Raw genomic sequence first — 15258 nt, 5'->3', positions numbered from 1 at the left:
CCTCGCCCTGGTGTCGTCGGCCGCCGCCGCGAGCCTGGCCCCCGGCGGGGACGTGTCGGGGTTCGCCACCGCCCTCACGGCCTGCGCGGTCGCCGCTCTGGCGGCAGCGGCGGTGTCGCTCCGCCCGGTCCCCCCCGGCCGCCCCGCAGGGGGCCTTGGCGGCCCCGGCCCCCGCCCCCGACCCCCCCCCCCCCCACCCCCACCACGCCCGCCAGCGGCGCGCCCGCCACCCTCCCCCACATCCCGGCCCCGCCGAACAGGCCGGCGACCCAGCCGCCGGCCAGGAACCCGGCCCCGCCTCCGGCCAGCGCGGCGGCCCCGGCCCTGGCCAGCCCGGCGATCGCCGCGGCACCTCGCGCCCGTACGACGGACCCGAGCAGCAGCGCGCCCCCGGCCGTCATGCCCGCGCTCATGCCCAGCGCCAGACCCGCCACCTGCCACTGACCGGGAAAGGCGAGCGCGAACGCGGACTGGGCGACGATCACCACGCCCCAGCCGGCCACCGTCCCAGCGGCGACCGCCCGCCCGCGCCCGGCGGCGTACAGCACCCGGCTCAGGTGCGCGATCAGCCCGTAGCCGATCAGCCCGGGCGCGAACAGCGCGATCGCCCGCGCCAGCTCCACCGGCGACACGTCCGCCTTGTCCCCCAGGAACACCACCGCCCCCGGCGCGGACGCCGCCGCGAGCACCCCCGCCGCCACCCCGGACACAAGAGCCACGGCCCGCGTCGTGCGGGCGGCGAGCGCCGCGAACGCCGCCCGGTCCCCCGCCTGCGCGGACAACCGGGGAAAGGCGCTGGTGGCGATGGGTACGGCCAGCACCGCGTACGGCACCAGGTAGATCGCCCACGCGTAGTTGTAGATCGCCAGCGCTCCGCCGCCGATCACGTTGTTGGACAGCGCCAGCACCCCGACCATGGCCGCCTGCTGGGCGAGCAGCGCCGCGATGCCCGCCAGCGCCAGCCGGCGCACCCGCACGGCCACGCCTTCGGGGAAGCGCAACACCGGCCGCCACCGCAGCCCGAGTCCCGCCACCGGCCCGGCCACGGTGAGCACGAGCGCCAGCACGCCGAGGCTGGTGCCGACGGACAACGCCAGCTCCGCCGCGAGCGGCACCTCACCGGGATCCGTCCGCCCGCCGCTGAGCGGCACGAACAGCAGGTATGCCACGATGACCACGAGGCTCGACACCAGCGGCGCGACGGCGGGCCCGGTGAACCGGTGGTGCGCCTGCAGCACGCCGTAGAGCACCACGACCACCCCGTAGAGCGGGATCTGCGGCGCGAAGACCACCAGCATCCGGGCCGCGACCGCGTGCGCCTCGCAGTCGCCGGCGGTGAACAGCCCCATGATCGGCCCCGCCAGCAGCGCGGTCAGCACGGCCACCGGGACGAGCACCATGAGCGCCCACGTCAGCAACGCCGAACCGATCCGACCGGCCCGCGCGGTGTCGCCCTCGGCGGCCGGCTCGGCGAGCACCGGCACCACCGCCCCCGCCAGGGCGCCGCCGACGACGACCTCGAAGACGATGTTGGGGATCTGGTTGGCGGTGAAGTAGGCGCTGGTCAGGCAGTTGGTGCCGACGGTCTGGGCCAGTGCGTACTGCTTGGCGAAGCCCATCACCCGGGCCAGCACGGTGATCACCGCGATGAGCAGCGCGCCTGCGGCCACGCCGCGCGCCAGCCGTGCGGTCACGCCCCGCCCGCCTCTCCGATCATCCCGGACATCCCGGACATCCTGGCAGGCCGTACGGACAAGCGCGTCACACGGTCTGGGCCGGGCGGCGGCCGAGCAGGTCGAGCCGGTTGAGCACCCGGTTGCCCGCGATGACCTTGGTGAAGCTGATCTTCTCGGAGGCGGCGGTGAGCGCGGCGACGGTGCCGAGCAGGACGAGCCTGCCGGGGCGGCCGAGCCGGGTGACGGCGGCCAGCCCGAGCAGCGCGCCGAGCGCGTTGGCCCCGGCGTCGCCGAGCATGGCGCGCTCGCCCAGGTCGTCGGGCAGCAGCGCGACGGCGGCGCCCAGCGGCACGGCGGCCAGCGCGGCCGTCGCCGGCGAGCCCCCGGCGACGGCGCTGACCAGCAGGGGGCCGCCGGTGAGCAGGCCGACCTTGATGGCACGGCCGGGCCGCAGGTCGAACAGGTTGGCCAGGTTGGCGGCGCCGGCGATGGCGGCGCCGTTGACGAGCGTGTCGGCGGGGCCCCGGGAGACGAGCGCGGCCGCGCCCAGCCCGGTCGCGCCGATGCCCAGGATCTTGACGGCGCCGCTGGTGACCTCACCGCGGGCCAGCGCGGTCAGGTGGCCCTTGAATCCCTTGGAGGACGTGGTGCCGTAGAGGTCGTCGTAGGCGCCGAGCGCGCCGCTGCCCGCCCCGGCCAGCAGCGCGGCCAGCGGCACCCGGGGCGGCAGGCCCGGCGCGAGCGCGGCGGCCGCTCCCGCGCCCGCCACGAAAGCGGGCCCTTCGAGCAGCGTGACGGCCTCGCCCCGGTGGTTCTTGCGCGTCCAGCGGCTGCCGGGGTCGACGCCCCGCGCGCGGGTGAGCGCGGTGTAGGCGGCGCGGGCGGCGGCGGCGCCGATCGCGGCGCCGGCGAGGGCGTAGAGCAGGCTGCGGGCCATGTCAGCTCCCTGACTCGGAGGACGACGGGGACGGCTGGGACGTGGTCGGCGCCGGACTCGGCATCACCGGCTGGAACGCGATGACCCCGGCGCCGGTGCCGTACTGCCCGGCGGCCCCGGCCAGTTGCTCCCGCAGAGCGTAGACGATCACGACGCGGCCCGCCGGGATATCGGCGCTGTCGACGGTGGACACGCGCTTGGCGACCTCGGCGTTGTCGCGCACCGCCGTGATGGTGCCGCCGGCCTCGGTGGCCGGGATGGTGCCGGCCACGACCAGGCCCTTGCCACCGGCGTCGAGCCCGGAGGCCAGCGAGACGAACGCGGCCGCCTGGGTCTCGGCGTTCTCGCCCTCGTAGGGGATGTCGGGCGCGAACATGACGACGAGCGTGGCCCGCTTGGCCGGGTCGCCGTCGAGGTTGACGAAACCGCCCGTCTCCAGCCCGCCGAGCACCGACGCGGTGGCCGTGTTGGGGGTGCCCGCCACGGCCGGGTCGGTGGTGGTCACGGTGGCGGCGAGCAGGGTGGCGGCCTTGTCGTAGGCGGTGGCCGGGGTCGGGAAGGTCATCTCGGCCGGCTTGAGCTGTCCGGCCAGGCCGTCGAGGACGCCGCCGCTCTTGGGGTCGAAGAACTTCTCCGTCAGGGAGAGCCTGCCGGTGATCGTGGCGCCCGCGTCGGCCAGCACCTCCTGCGTGGCCTCGCGCTGGGCCGCGCCGGCGCCGGGCGCCTCGACCAGCAGCACCTGCTCGCCGGTGAGCTCGCCGGTGACGAGTTCGGGCGTCAGCGTGGTGACGAACGCGTCGCCCGCCTGCTCGCGGCTGCGCAGGTCGTCGATCTGGCCGCGCAGCTCCTGCTTGTCCGCGGTCAGCTGGCGCGTGATCTCCTCGGCCGATCTGATCGCGGGGTCCTGGAGCAGCGTGGTGCCCAGGACGATGCCCACGGCCAGAGCCAGGAAGATGGCGACGATGGAGACGAGGTGATAACGGAAATCGATCACGAGAAGAGCCCGACCAACCAGAAGATGAACGCGTTCCAGAAGTCTTGCAGCCCGTTCAGCCAGGTCTGACCGAGCGGGGAGAACGACAGGGCGACGCCCATCGTGATCAGCGCTGTGATCGCCAGCAACAGCAGCTGCGAGGTGGAGATGCGGCTGCGGTAGAGGCGGCTGACGCCCTTGGCGTCGACCAGCTTGCTGCCGACGCGCAACCGGGTGAGGAAGGTGCTGGCCATGCCGGAGCGGCCCTTGTCGAGGAACTCCTCCAGCGTGCCGTGGGTGCCGACGGCGACGATGAGCGAGGCGCCCTTGTCGTCGGCCATGAGCATCGCGATGTCCTCGCTGGTGCCGGTCGACGGGAAGATCACCGCGTCGCGGCCGAGCTGGCGGACCCGCTCCAGGCCGGGCGCCCGGCCGTCGCGGTAGGCGTGCACGACGAGCTCGGCGCCGCAGGTGAGCGCCTTGGTGGAGACGGAGTCGAAGTCGCCGACGATGACGTCGGGCAGGTAGCCGGCCTCCAGCAGCGCGTCGGCGCCGCCGTCGACGCCGATCAGCACCGGGCGGTATTCGCGCAGGTAGGGGCGGAGGGTGGCGATGTCCTCCTTGTAGTGGTAGCCGCGCACCACGATGAGGGCGTGCCGGCCCTCGATGGGGGTGCGGATCTCGGGCACGCCGACTCCGTCGATGAGGAGCTTGCCCTCGCCCCGCACGTACTCCATCGTGTTGACGGCGAAGGCCTCGATCTGCACGGCCAGCCCGGCGCGGGCCTCGGCCATGGCCGCCTCGACGCCCTCCATGTGCTGCTCGTCGCCCTTGCCGACGACCTCGTCGTCGAGGTGGACGACGCCCTCGTGGAGCCGGATGACGTCGCCGTCCCTGACCCGCTCGAACAGCTCGTGGCTGGCGTTGTCGACGAACGGGATGCCGGCCTCGAGGATGATCTGGGGCCCGAGGTTGGGGTAGCGGCCGCTGATGCCCGCGGCGACGTTGACCACGGCCGCGGCTTCGCACGCCACCAGTGCCTCCGCGCTGACCCGGTCCACGTCGACATGGTCGATGATGGCGATCTCGCCTGGCTTGAGGCGCTTGGTGAGCCTCTTGGTCCGCCGGTCGATCCTCGCCACGCCCGTGACACCGGGAAGGTCGTTGACCTTCCGTCCGCGGAGGCCCGGCATCTTGTTCCCCGGAACCTTCATCAATGACCATCCTGCCAGAGGGAAACACGTGGGAGGTCACGCACTGCGGGGCGTGTCCGCTATGTCACCCAGGATCACCTGTCGGCGGCCAGTCCGAGCAGCTCTTCCGCGTGCGCTCTGCCCAGTTCGGAATCCTCCAGTCCCGCGAGCATCCGGGACAGCTCCCGCACCCTGCCCTCGTGGTTGAGGGTGACCACGCCGCTGCGCACCACGCTGCCGTCACTGGCCTTCTCCACCACCAGATGCTGGTCGGCGAAGGCCGCCACCTGGGGCAGATGTGTGACCACTATCACCTGCGCGGTGCGCGCCAGCCGGGCCAGCCGGCGCCCGATCTCGACCGCGGCCTTGCCGCCGACGCCCGCGTCGACCTCGTCGAACACGAACGTGGGCACCGGGTCGGCGCCCGCGAACACCACCTCGATGGCGAGCATGACCCGGCTCAGCTCACCGCCGGAGGCGCCCTTGTTGAGCGGCAGCGGCGGCGCCGCCGGATGCGCGGCCATCCGCAGCTCGACCTCGTCGACGCCCTCGGGGCCGAACTCGGCGGCCCTGGCGAGCTCGACGACGACCCGGGCGTGCGGCATGGCCAGCGCGGTCAGCTCCTCGGTGACGGCCGCGCCGAACCGCTCGGCGGCCGCCTGGCGCACCTTGGTCAGATCGGCGGCCAGCTCGGTGAGGCGGGCGGTGAGCTCCTCCAGCTCGCGGGTGAGCTCCCCGATGCGCTCGTCGTCGCCCTCCAGCTCGGTCAGCCGGGCGGCGGAGCGCTGGGCCCAGGCCAGCACGCCGGCGCTGTCCTCGCCGTACTTGCGGATCAGCCCGGTCAGCGCCGAGCGCCGCTCCTGCACCGCGGCCAGCCGGGCCGGGTCGGCCTCGATCGACTCGGCGTAGGCGGCCAGGTCGGTGGCCACGTCGGAGATGAGGTAGCCCGCCTCGGCCAGCCGGTCGGCCATCCCGGCGAGCTGGCTGTCGAAGTCACGCACCGCCTCGACGGCCGCGCGCGCCTCGCCCAGCAGCGAGATGACGTCACGCGCGCCGCCCGCGGCCTCCATGGGGTCGCCGAGCAGCGCGGTGTGGGCGGTGGTCGCGGCGCCGCGCAGCGCGTCGGCGTGCGACAGCCGCTCCTCCTCGCCGCGCAGGTCGGTGTCCTCGCCGGCCTTGGGGTCGACCTTCTCGATCTCCTCCAGCCCGAACCGGAGCAGGTCGGCCTCCTGCGCCCGCTCCCGGGCGCGGGTGGTCAGCTCCTCCAGCAGCGCCGCCACCTGCTTGTGCCTCTTGTACGCCTGCCCGTACGCGCGCAACGGCTTGACCAGCTCGTTGCCGGCGTAGCGGTCGAGCGCGGCGCGCTGCCTGGCCGGCTGCAGCAGCCGCTGCTGGTCCATCTGGCCGTGCACGGCCACCAGGTCGTCGGCCAGGTAGGTCAGGGTGCCGACGGGCACCGTGCGTCCGCCGAGCCAGGCCCGCGACCTGCCCTCGGCCGAGACGGTGCGGGAGATGATGAGCTCGCCGTCGTCGACCTCGCCGCCGATGTCCTCGACCTGCTGGGCCACCCGGCCCGCGGAGTCGATGACGAGCGTGCCCTCGACGCTGGCCTTGTCGGCGCCGGGACGGATGCGGGAGGGGTCGGCGCGTCCGCCGAACAGCAGCCCGAGGCCGGTGACGACCATCGTCTTGCCCGCGCCGGTCTCGCCGGTGACCACGTTGAAGCCCGGCGAAAGCTCCAGCACGGCCTCGTCGATGACGCCGAGCCCCTGGATGCGGACCTCCTCGACCCTTGGTCGCACTGCCCACTCCCGTCACTTACGTGCTTTCCGAACACTCGTGCGGATGCGATCCTACGCGTTCGCGTCCCCATTCACTCAGGGTCGCACCCTTCCGCGCCACCCCTGGACGGGTAGTTCGAACTTGGCGACCAGCCTGTCGGTGAACGGCGCGCCGGTGCTCTCCACGCCGTGCAGCCGGGCCAGCCGTACCGGCTCGCTGCCTCGGCGCACCTCCACGCGGGTGCCGGAGGGCAGGTCGAAGCGGCGGCGGCCGTCGCACCACAGCACCCCGCCCGGCGTGTCGGGCAGGATCTCGACGGCGAGCGTGGAGCGCGGCGAGACCACCAGCGGGCGGGCGAACAGGGCGTGCGCGCTGATCGGCACCATGAGCAGCGCCTCCACCTCCGGCCAGACCACCGGCCCGCCGGCGGAGAAGGCGTAGGCGGTGGAGCCGGTCGGGGTGGCGCAGATCACGCCGTCGCAGCCCCAGCGTGACAGCGGCCGCCCGTCGATCTCGGCGACCACCTCCAGCATGCGCTCCTGCTTCTCGACGGTGACCTCGTTGAGCGCCCACGTGTCGGCGATGACGCGGCCGTTCTGCCTCGCGAACACGTCGATGGTCATGCGTTCCTCGACGTCGTAGCGGCCCGCGACCACGCTGTCGACGGCGTCGGACAGGTCGTCGACCTCGGCCTCGGCCAGGAAGCCGACGTGCCCGAGGTTGACGCCGAGCAGCGGGGTGCCGGCCGGCCTGGCGAGCTCGGCCGAGCGCAGCAGCGACCCGTCGCCGCCGAGGACGATCATGACCTCGACGTCCTTGGCGGCGCCCGGCTCGGCGGGCACGACCTCGACGCCGCCGCAGCCGATGTCGGCGGCCTCGGTGTCGAGCACCCGGACGCTCAGGCCCGCCCCGACGAGCCGCCCGATGACCAGGCGGGCGCTCTCCACGGCGGCCTCCCGCCCGGTGTGGGCGGTGACCAGAACGGTGCGGTTGTCGGTGCGGTTGTAGGTGCGGTTGTAGGTGCGGTTGTCGGTCCGGTTCATTGCGGCCCTTCCGCCACGGCTCGCCTGATCTCGGCTTCGAGGTCGGCGACCTGCGGCGCCCCTTCGCCCTTGCCCAGCCAGAGCAGGTATTCGACATTGCCCGACGGCCCGGGCAGCGGGCTCGCGGTCACGCCGCGCACCGCCAGCCCGAGCTCGCCGGCCTTGGCGGCGGCCTGCCGTACGGCCCCGGCCCGCAGCTCGGGATCGCGCACCACGCCACCGGCCCCCACGAGGTCCTTGCCCACCTCGAACTGGGGCTTGACGAGCATGACGAAGTCGGCGCGCGGCGCGGCGACCCCGGCCAGCGCGGGCAGCACGAGCCGCAGCGAGATGAACGACAGGTCTCCGACGACCAGCGTGGGCGCCTCGCCCACCATGCCGGGGGTGAGGTCGCGGACGTTGAGCCGCTCCATCACCGTCACCCGCTCGTCGCTCCGCAGCGACCAGGCGAGCTGGCCGTAGCCGACGTCGACGGCGACCACGTGCCCGGCGCCGCGGCGCAGCAGCACGTCGGTGAAGCCGCCGGTGGAGGCGCCCGCGTCGAGGCAGCGCCGCCCGGCCACGGTCAGCTCCGGGAACGCCTCCAGCGCCCCGATCAGCTTGTGCGCGCCGCGCGAGACGTAGTCGGGCCCGCCGGACGACTCCGCGACGACGATGGCCGAGGCGGTGTCGACCTGGGTGGCGGCCTTGCCGGCGCGCTGGCCTCCCACGGCGACCCGGCCGGCCTCGATGAGCTGGGCCGCCTGCTCGCGCGAGCGCGCCAGGCCGCGCCGGACCAGCTCGGTGTCGAGCCGGACCCTGCGGCTCACCGCGCCTCCACGGCGCCGAGCGCGGCCTCCAGCCCGGAGAACGCCTCCTCGAACACCGCCACGTGCTCACCCACCGGCAGCCCGGCCAGGCGGCCCAGATCCGCGAGGACCGCGTCGACCCGCTCGTCGCCGGTGCCCTCTGGCAGCTCACTCATGACTCGACGGTAACGCCTCGGGCGAGCGCCCGGCACCTTGGCGGGCGTGTCACACGTTGAAGGGTCATACGGGGTGCTCCGATGTGGAACGCTACGGACGGTAAAGCCGAGGAAAGGAAGGCGGATCATGGCAAGCGTCGAGGAGTGCCGGGCGGCACTGGTCAAGCTCGTCGCCCAGTTCGACGAGATCGACGAGCAGGACCGGGCCAAGCACGTGGTGGAGCGCACGGTCAGCTGCCGGGTGTCCGACCTTGACGTGATCTTCTACGGCCGGCTGCACCACGGGGGGCTGGACCCGTTCACCGAGGAGCCGCCCGCCGGCGGCAAGCCCGCCGAGGTCAAGCTGACGATCGTGAGCGACGACCTGATCGCGCTGGTCGACGGGGAGCTCGACCTGGCCCGCGCGCTGCTCGGCGGCCGCGTGAAGATCGACGCCAGCTTCGGCGACCTGCTGCGCCTGCGCCGCCTCCTCTGATCCGGCCCGGCCTTCAGCCGAGGCGGCCGAGAGCCTGCTTGACCGCGTCCTCCTCGGCGCGGCCGTCGCCGGCGGCCGCCCACACGGCGTCGCAGGCCGCCCGCAGCCCGTCGATCCGGCTCCCGTCGCCGTCGAGCCGCAGCGTCCCGTCTGCCCACCGGGCCCGCCATCCGCCGCACTCGCCGTCGCGCACCCGCGGATACGGCTCCAGCAACGCCCCCAGATCCTCGGCCACATAGGCGGGCCGGTGCCGCGGCCCGGCGGTGAGCAGGTCGACCGGCCTGGCCACCCCGGTCAGCACCAGCAGCCCGTCGACCCCCGCGTTCACCGCGCCCTCGATGTCGGTGTCGAGCCGGTCCCCCACGACCAGCGGCCGCCGCGCCCCCGTACGGATCACCGACTCCCGGTGCAACGGCGGATCGGGCTTGCCCGCGTAGACCGGTTCCACCCCGGTGGCATGCGCGATGACCCGCACCATCGCCCCGTTGCCCGGCTGCTCGCCCCGTCCGGTCGGCATGGTCGCGTCGCCGTTGGACGCCACGAACAGCGCCCCCCGCCGCACGGCCAGCGCCCCCTCCGACAGCAGCTCGTACGACAGCCCCGGCGCGATCCCCTGCGCCCCCGCCACGGGCTCCGCCGCCGCCGTGGTCACGGGCCTGAGCCCGCGGTCCCGTACCGCCAGCCGCAGCCCCGACCCGCCCACCACGAGCACGTTCGACCCGGCGGGCACCCGTTCGGCCACCAGCCGCGCCGCGGCCTGCGCCGAGGTGACGACGTCCTCCCCGCGCGCCGGCACCCCCAGCTCACGCAGGTGCGCCGCGATGGCCGCGGGCGTCCGCGAGGCGTTGTTGGTCACGTACGCCAGCCGCGCCCCGCGCCGCCGGGCCGCCTCCAGTGCCTGCGGCGCCCCCGGCACCGCGTGACGTCCCAGGTAGACGACCCCGTCCAGGTCGAGCAGCAGGGTGTCGTAGCCGTCGATCAGCACCGCGCCTCATTCCGGTTGCCCACACGTCCCGTGAGACTCTAACCCCAGCCCCGCGCCCGCCCACGGACCGCCCGGGTGCGCAGGCATTCCGCATGCTGATCGTGGGACGCGTCGTCCCCGACGAGGACCTCACGGCCCTGTTCGACGCGGCCCCCGGCGAGCTGGTCGCCAGCACGGCCCCGAAGGCCGCTCAGCCGTGCGCGACGGGGCGAGACACCTGGTGGCGACGGACGAGCGCGTCGCCGCCGGCTGCGGCGTCGTCCAACCGGCCGAGGCACGACCGGCGAGCTGAAGCGCATGTACGTCGTCCCCGGCCACCGCGGCATCGCCCGGTCCCTCCTGAAGGCCCTGGAGGGCCTGGCGGCCGAGATGGGCTACGACCACCTGCGGCTCGCCACCGCAATCCACCGGCCCGAGGCCATCGCCCCCCACGAGAGCGCCAGCCACCCCATGGCGAGGTACGCGATCCCGGCTGTCGCGCTCGGGCGAAAGATATGCAGAAAGAGGGACGCGAGCGCAGCATGGCCCCGGCCATCCTTCCGGCATGAACATCGCCGCATCGCTCATCCTCGGCGCCGTCACCGCGGTCACCGCCGTCGTCCCGACCACGACCACGACCACGCCGCTGTCATGGCAGAACTGCGGAGACGGTCTACAGTGCGCACAGATCCGGGTGCCGGCGGACTGGGCCCGCCGATCAGCTCACAAGGTGACGATCGGACTCGCCAAGCTGCCCGCCCAGAACCAGGCTCGCAAGAAGGGCGTGCTGCTGGTCAACACCGGCGGGCCTGGCGAGCAGATTGCGCTTCTCCGCCAGGCGAAGCAGTCCTTCGCAGATCTCACCAAATGGTTCGACGTGGTGATTTTCGACCCGCGGGGGTTCGGCAGATCCAGCGTGATCAACTGCCCGATCCCCGCCCCCTTTGCCACCGAGTGGGTGTTCCCGAACAAGAGAGCCTATGACGCTTACGCCGCGACGAACCGCACGTTCGGCCGCGCGTGCGCCGAAGAGGCAGGCGTGCTGTCGGGCAACCTCAACTCCTGGCAGATCGCGCACGACATGGAGGCGATCAGAAAGGCCCTGGGACAGGCGAAGCTGACCTATCTGGGCAACTCGCACGGCACCGTGCTCGGGCAGGCCTACGCCGAGTTGTTCCCGCGCAAGGTCGGCCGGATGTACCTCGACAGCGTCTTCGACCACACCACCCCCGACCTGCGCACCTGGCTCAAGCCGCGAGCCAAGGCCCTGGAAGCCAACTTCCACCGCTTCGCCGCATGGTGCCGGAGCACCGCAACGTGCGCGCTGCACGGCAAGGATCCGGTGGCCGTCTGGGACGAGGTGATGGCCAAGGCCCGCCGCGAGCCCATCCCCGCATCCGAAGCCGGTCCCGGCGCGGGCATCAGCGACACCCAGATCGCCTCCCGCGCCCACTTCACCTTCGAGGCGAGCTGGGAGCCCCTGGCCGCCGGGCTCGCGCGGGCGCAGGCCGGCGACGCCTCGTTCTTCGCCAAGGTGCAAGGAGCTCCGGACCCCGACCTGTCGCGCGTCTTCCTCTGCGCGGATCTGCCCTATCCGGGCTACGGCAAGCTCAAGAAGCTGGAGGGCGACCTGCGTCGCGATACGCCCCACATCGGGTGGCGGGCCGTGTGGCCGATGGCCAACCACTGCGCCGGCCTGCCACCGGCCACGACCTACGCGCCTCACCCCATCAAGGCGCCGGGCCTGCCCCCCGTGCTCATCGCGGGCGGCGAGCACGACGACAACACCCCGACGGCGGACGGCCGCCGGCTGGCCGCCCAGCTTCCCGGGGCCCGCTTCCTGACGGCCGTCGGCGGACACGCGCTCTACCTCTCCGGCCACCCGTGCGTACGCGAGCACGTGCACCGCTACCTGACCACGGGCCGGATGCCGCCGCGCGGCGCCTCCTGCGGACCGGCGAAGTAGCGTTGCCGCTGTGTACGCCAGAGAGGGACTCCTCGTGCTCGCGGCCGCTGCCGCTCTCACCGCATTCACCGCGTTCGACGGCGGGCCGCCCTGGCCCGACCTCCCTCTGGTGGCGGGCGCCGGTCTCGCCGCGGCACTGCCCCTGACGCTGCGTGCCCGCTTCCCGCTGACGGGAGCGCTGCTGTCGGCGGCGACAGCTCTGCTCGGGCTGGTGATCCCGGGCTGGCAGGGCCGGCTGGTGACCATGGTCATGTTCGGCGCGGCGGCCTTCCGCCTACCGAGCCGCGCCTGGCTGGTGATGGGCCTGTCCATCGCCTGGACCACCGGTTACGGCCTGCTCATCCCGCTGGCCCAGGCCGGGTTCTCCGTGGTCACCGACCTGGTCATCATGGGTGTCGCTCCGGTCGCGGTCGGCCTCGCCCTGCGCCTGTACGGCGAGCGGGCCGCACAGGCGGCACGGCTCGACCACGCCGAGACCGCCCGCGCCATGGCCGAGGAACGCGCCGCGCTCGCCCGCGACGTCCACGACAGCGTCGGCCACCACCTCACGGCCATCAGCATGCAGGCCACCGCCACCCGCCGGGCGCTGCGCGGCCAGGCGCAGACGGCCGACAAGGCGCTGGGCACCATCGCCGAGCTGTCCGCCACCGCGTTGCACGAGGTGCGCGCCCTTCTCGACGCGCTACGCGAGGCACCCGCCGGACCGGACCTGGAAGAGATCGAGCATCTGGCCGAGCGGCTCTCCACCGCACGGTTGCCGATCTCGGTCCACCGCTCCGGCGGCACCACGCCGCCGCCCGCTGTCAGCCACACGGTCTACCGCGTCGTGCAGGAAGCGCTCACCAACGCCGCCCGCCATTCCGGAGCAGGCCGCGTGGAGGTGCGCGTGCGGTGCGACCCGGCCGCGGTGACGGTCTCGATCACCGACGACGGCCAGGGCCGTGCCGGCGCGGAGGGGCGGGGCATCAGAGGCATGCGCGAGCGTGTGGCCCAGCATGGCGGCACGTTCGCGGCGGGCCCGGGGCAGGATCACGGCTGGCGGGTGGAGGCCGTCGTGCCGATCGGGCCGGTCCGCCAGAGGAGTGCGGCGTGACGATTCGCGTGGTGATCGCCGACGATCAGCCGGCCGTACGTGACGCGTTGCGCGTGACGCTGGACGGCGAGCCCGACATCACGGTGGTCGGCGAGGCGGCCGACGGTGCCGAGGCCGTCCACCAGGCACTGTGGTGGCGCCCCGACGTGGTGGTGCTGGACCTGCGCATGCCGTACGTCGACGGGATCTCCGCGATCCGGCAGCTGGCCGACGTGGAGGCCCCGCCTCGGATGCTCGCGCTGACGACGTTCGACACCGATGAATACCTGTTCGGGGCACTCCAGTCGGGGGCTTCGGGGTTCCTGCTCAAGGACAGCGACCCCGAACTCCTCCTGGCGGCCGTGCGAGCGCTGCACCGCGGGCACGGCCTGGTGGACCCTCAGGTCACCACCCGGTTGATCCACCGTTTCGCGAGCCTGTCGCCCGCCTCCCCCGCCGACGCGCAACAGCGACTCACTCCTCGTGAGCTCGAGGTGCTCCGGCACCTGGCTCGCGGGCTGAGCAACGCACAGATAGCCCGAGCCCTGACCGTCGAGGAAGGCACGATCAAGAACCACGTCGCGAGCCTCCTGCGCAAACTCGGACTGCCCACGCGGGTGCGCGCCGTCATCTACGCCTACGAGCACGGCCTGGCCCCGCGCCACCCGGACACCCGATCCTCAAGGAGGTTCCCATGATCTCGATGCGCCGGGGGGCGCGCCGCCGCCGGAGAGGATGGCGGATCGCGGCCACGGTCACCGCCGTCCTCCTCGCCGCGGCCGTGGCGCTGACCGCGATCGCCTTCCCGTCCGTCGCGGCCACCACCTGTCCCGGCTGTTACGGCCTGGAGCGGCTCCGGCCCGGCCTGTACGCCGAACTCGGCCTGGCACCGGCCGAGCGCCGGCACGTGGCCGAGGTCGTCGACCAGGCGAACCAGCGCGTACGCGCCTTCTTCGGCGGACGGGTGAGCAGCCCCGACGTCCTCGTATGCCTGTCGGACGATTGCTACCGCAGGATCGGCGGCGGCCGGGAACGCGGCATCGCCGTGCTCAACCGGTCGGTGATGCTGTCTCCGCGCGGCGTCGATCCCGTGATCGCCTCGCACGAGCTGACCCATGTGGAGCTGCACGCCCGTCTCGACGGCGCCGATGTCCCGCAGTGGTTCGACGAGGGCCTGGCCGTCCTGGTCAGCGACGACCCCCGATACCTCGCCCCGGCCGGCGACCGCTGCCTGCTCGACTCCCGCCGGGCCCTGCCGGCGACGCTCGCCGACTGGCTGCGCACGGCATCGGCGAACCCCCATGTGTACGCCGAAGCCGCCTGCCGGGTGAGTCGCTGGGCAGGCAGGAACGGCGGAACGAAGGCCCTACCAACCCTCATCGAACGGCTGTCAACTGGGGAGGCCGTCCCACTGGCGCTCTCAGGCCCGCAGCGGCCTCTGGAAGCCCCGAGCTCTCACATCTCCCGGCGGGCGCGCAGCGTCGCCCGAACGCTCTTCAGCGCCGACACGTAGTGCCCCTCGTCGGGCCGCATCGCCACGGCGATCGCGAGGGGCTCCTGCGCCCCTTCGATGTCACCCGTGCGCCACAACGACAGCCCCAGCCCGAAGTACGCGTAGTCCTCCGCCGGATTGGCATCCACGATCCGCCGGAAGCTGCTGGCCGCCTCCGCGTACTGCCGTGAGTTGAACTGGGCCCTGGCCAGCGCCTCCCTGATGCTGCGCGAGTCCGGCTCGGCGCCGGCGGCCCGTTCCAGCAACGCGGCCGCGGCCGCCGGGCTGCCTTCCTTGAGCAACTTCACCCCGCGCTGATACCAGTCGTAGACGTCACCACCCGGAGCGCCCGGGGAATCTTCGTGAGGGTTTTCACCTTGGACCATTGCGTGAGCTCTCCTTCATCGGCAAACGACGGGTTCGCTGCGGAATCGGGGACCGGCGGAGCGTCGGGGCGACCACGAGAAGGCTCGGACGTCTATGACAGCATGCCCGGTATGGGGAATTCCGAACTGCCGATACCCGATGGGCTCGAGCTGCGCCCCTTCCGGGGCGTGCGATTCGCCGTCGACGATCCCGCCAAGGTGACCTCCCCGCCGTACGACCTGATCTCGGACGGTGACGTCCACGCTTTGCTGGACTCCCATCCCTACAACGTCGTCCGTCTCATCCTTCCCATCTCACCCCCAAGAGACGCCCCCCAGCCATCGCCCTCTCACTC

At 73.3% G+C, this 15258-nt stretch carries 16 protein-coding genes and 1 pseudogene; 7 read left to right on the top strand and 10 right to left on the bottom strand.

The genetic code is table 11. The features are described from left to right. Positions 1-74: 74 nt before the first annotated feature. From murJ to ADY59_RS51975, 8 genes are all read right to left on the bottom strand, one after another. On the bottom strand, positions 75-1694 hold the full coding sequence (murJ, locus tag ADY59_RS41165; protein WP_231619137.1) for a murein biosynthesis integral membrane protein MurJ: 1620 nt from the start codon (positions 1692-1694) through the stop codon (positions 75-77). A 67-nt stretch (positions 1695-1761) separates the two neighbouring features. Continuing rightward, positions 1762-2613 carry a hypothetical protein gene (locus ADY59_RS41160; protein ID WP_049574803.1) on the bottom strand — a complete coding sequence of 284 codons (852 nt, stop codon included), beginning with the start codon at positions 2611-2613 and terminating at the stop codon, positions 1762-1764. A 1-nt stretch (position 2614) separates the two neighbouring features. Then, positions 2615-3607, bottom strand: coding sequence for a copper transporter (locus ADY59_RS41155; RefSeq protein WP_049574802.1), 993 nt, complete (start codon positions 3605-3607; stop codon positions 2615-2617). Continuing rightward, positions 3604-4800, bottom strand: a complete 1197-nt coding sequence (gene steA / locus ADY59_RS41150; protein WP_049574801.1) for a putative cytokinetic ring protein SteA — start codon at positions 4798-4800, stop codon at positions 3604-3606. Before steA ends, ADY59_RS41155 begins: the two co-directional genes overlap by 4 nt. 74 nt (positions 4801-4874) lie before the next feature. Further along, the gene (gene recN / locus ADY59_RS41145; protein WP_049574800.1) at positions 4875-6581 is read right to left on the bottom strand and encodes a DNA repair protein RecN; all 1707 of its coding nucleotides are present in this window, start codon (positions 6579-6581) and stop codon (positions 4875-4877) included. A gap of 75 nt (positions 6582-6656) precedes the next feature. Next, entirely contained in the window at positions 6657-7604 is a 948-nt protein-coding gene (locus ADY59_RS41140; protein WP_049574799.1) for an NAD kinase, read from the bottom strand. Beyond that, positions 7601-8413 (bottom strand): TlyA family RNA methyltransferase, encoded by an 813-nt coding sequence (locus tag ADY59_RS41135; RefSeq protein WP_049574798.1) that lies wholly within the window; start codon positions 8411-8413, stop codon positions 7601-7603. The genes ADY59_RS41140 and ADY59_RS41135 overlap by 4 nt, the downstream gene beginning before the upstream one ends. Further along, positions 8410-8568: a hypothetical protein gene (locus ADY59_RS51975; protein WP_197094088.1), complete on the bottom strand. Its 159-nt coding sequence runs from the start codon at positions 8566-8568 to the stop codon at positions 8410-8412. The genes ADY59_RS41135 and ADY59_RS51975 overlap by 4 nt, the downstream gene beginning before the upstream one ends. A gap of 127 nt (positions 8569-8695) precedes the next feature. Here ADY59_RS51975 and ADY59_RS41130 point away from each other — a divergent pair, with 127 nt between their 5' ends. Continuing rightward, complete coding sequence (locus ADY59_RS41130; RefSeq protein WP_049574795.1) at positions 8696-9043, top strand: SCP2 sterol-binding domain-containing protein; 348 nt, start codon at positions 8696-8698, stop codon at positions 9041-9043. A gap of 13 nt (positions 9044-9056) precedes the next feature. Here the strand turns inward: ADY59_RS41130 and ADY59_RS41125 are convergent, their stop codons facing one another. Then, positions 9057-10028: an HAD-IIA family hydrolase gene (locus tag ADY59_RS41125; RefSeq protein WP_049574792.1), complete on the bottom strand. Its 972-nt coding sequence runs from the start codon at positions 10026-10028 to the stop codon at positions 9057-9059. Between the two features lie 249 nt (positions 10029-10277). Between ADY59_RS41125 and ADY59_RS54160 the strand changes: the two are divergent. From ADY59_RS54160 to ADY59_RS41105, 5 genes and pseudogenes are all read left to right on the top strand, one after another. Then, positions 10278-10442 (top strand): annotated as a pseudogene (locus tag ADY59_RS54160) (GNAT family N-acetyltransferase); the annotation flags it as partial. A gap of 130 nt (positions 10443-10572) precedes the next feature. Beyond that, the gene (locus ADY59_RS41120) at positions 10573-11973 is read left to right on the top strand and encodes an alpha/beta hydrolase (RefSeq protein ID WP_049574785.1); all 1401 of its coding nucleotides are present in this window, start codon (positions 10573-10575) and stop codon (positions 11971-11973) included. Between the two features lie 10 nt (positions 11974-11983). After that, a complete protein-coding gene (locus ADY59_RS41115) occupies positions 11984-13066 on the top strand; it encodes a sensor histidine kinase (protein WP_156326060.1) in 1083 nt (360 codons plus the stop codon). Further along, the gene (locus tag ADY59_RS41110) at positions 13063-13743 is read left to right on the top strand and encodes a response regulator (RefSeq protein ID WP_049574781.1); all 681 of its coding nucleotides are present in this window, start codon (positions 13063-13065) and stop codon (positions 13741-13743) included. Before ADY59_RS41115 ends, ADY59_RS41110 begins: the two co-directional genes overlap by 4 nt. Next, positions 13740-14558, top strand: a complete 819-nt coding sequence (locus ADY59_RS41105) for a hypothetical protein (RefSeq protein WP_063780944.1) — start codon at positions 13740-13742, stop codon at positions 14556-14558. Before ADY59_RS41110 ends, ADY59_RS41105 begins: the two co-directional genes overlap by 4 nt. On the opposite strand, the gene ADY59_RS41100 is transcribed toward ADY59_RS41105, so the two are convergent. Beyond that, positions 14501-14923, bottom strand: coding sequence for a tetratricopeptide repeat protein (locus ADY59_RS41100; RefSeq protein WP_049574778.1), 423 nt, complete (start codon positions 14921-14923; stop codon positions 14501-14503). The two genes, ADY59_RS41105 and ADY59_RS41100, sit on opposite strands and share 58 nt — an antisense overlap. 111 nt (positions 14924-15034) lie before the next feature. Between ADY59_RS41100 and ADY59_RS41095 the strand changes: the two genes are divergently transcribed. Further along, a partial coding sequence (locus ADY59_RS41095; RefSeq protein WP_049574777.1) for a DUF1015 family protein occupies positions 15035-15258 on the top strand: 224 nt, incomplete at its 3' end.

Source organism: Nonomuraea sp. SBT364 (assembly GCF_001083785.1).
Classification (GTDB): Bacteria; Actinomycetota; Actinomycetes; order Streptosporangiales; family Streptosporangiaceae; genus Nonomuraea.
Note: the sequence above shows the minus strand (reverse complement) of the source record. Positions and strands in the feature narration are given on the sequence as shown.

Bases quoted from the DNA above. Each gene is read 5' to 3' on its own strand.
- ADY59_RS41130 (WP_049574795.1), top strand. From the start codon at position 8,696: ATGGCAAGCGTCGAGGAGTGCCGGGCGGCACTGGTCAAGCTCGTCGCC.
- ADY59_RS41160 (WP_049574803.1), bottom strand. From the start codon at position 2,613: ATGGCCCGCAGCCTGCTCTACGCCCTCGCCGGCGCCGCGATCGGCGCC.
- ADY59_RS41100 (WP_049574778.1), bottom strand. From the start codon at position 14,923: ATGGTCCAAGGTGAAAACCCTCACGAAGATTCCCCGGGCGCTCCGGGT.
- ADY59_RS41105 (WP_063780944.1), top strand. From the start codon at position 13,740: ATGATCTCGATGCGCCGGGGGGCGCGCCGCCGCCGGAGAGGATGGCGG.
- ADY59_RS51975 (WP_197094088.1), bottom strand. From the start codon at position 8,568: ATGAGTGAGCTGCCAGAGGGCACCGGCGACGAGCGGGTCGACGCGGTC.
- ADY59_RS41120 (WP_049574785.1), top strand. From the start codon at position 10,573: ATGAACATCGCCGCATCGCTCATCCTCGGCGCCGTCACCGCGGTCACC.
- ADY59_RS41140 (WP_049574799.1), bottom strand. From the start codon at position 7,604: ATGAACCGGACCGACAACCGCACCTACAACCGCACCTACAACCGCACC.
- steA (WP_049574801.1), bottom strand. From the start codon at position 4,800: ATGAAGGTTCCGGGGAACAAGATGCCGGGCCTCCGCGGACGGAAGGTC.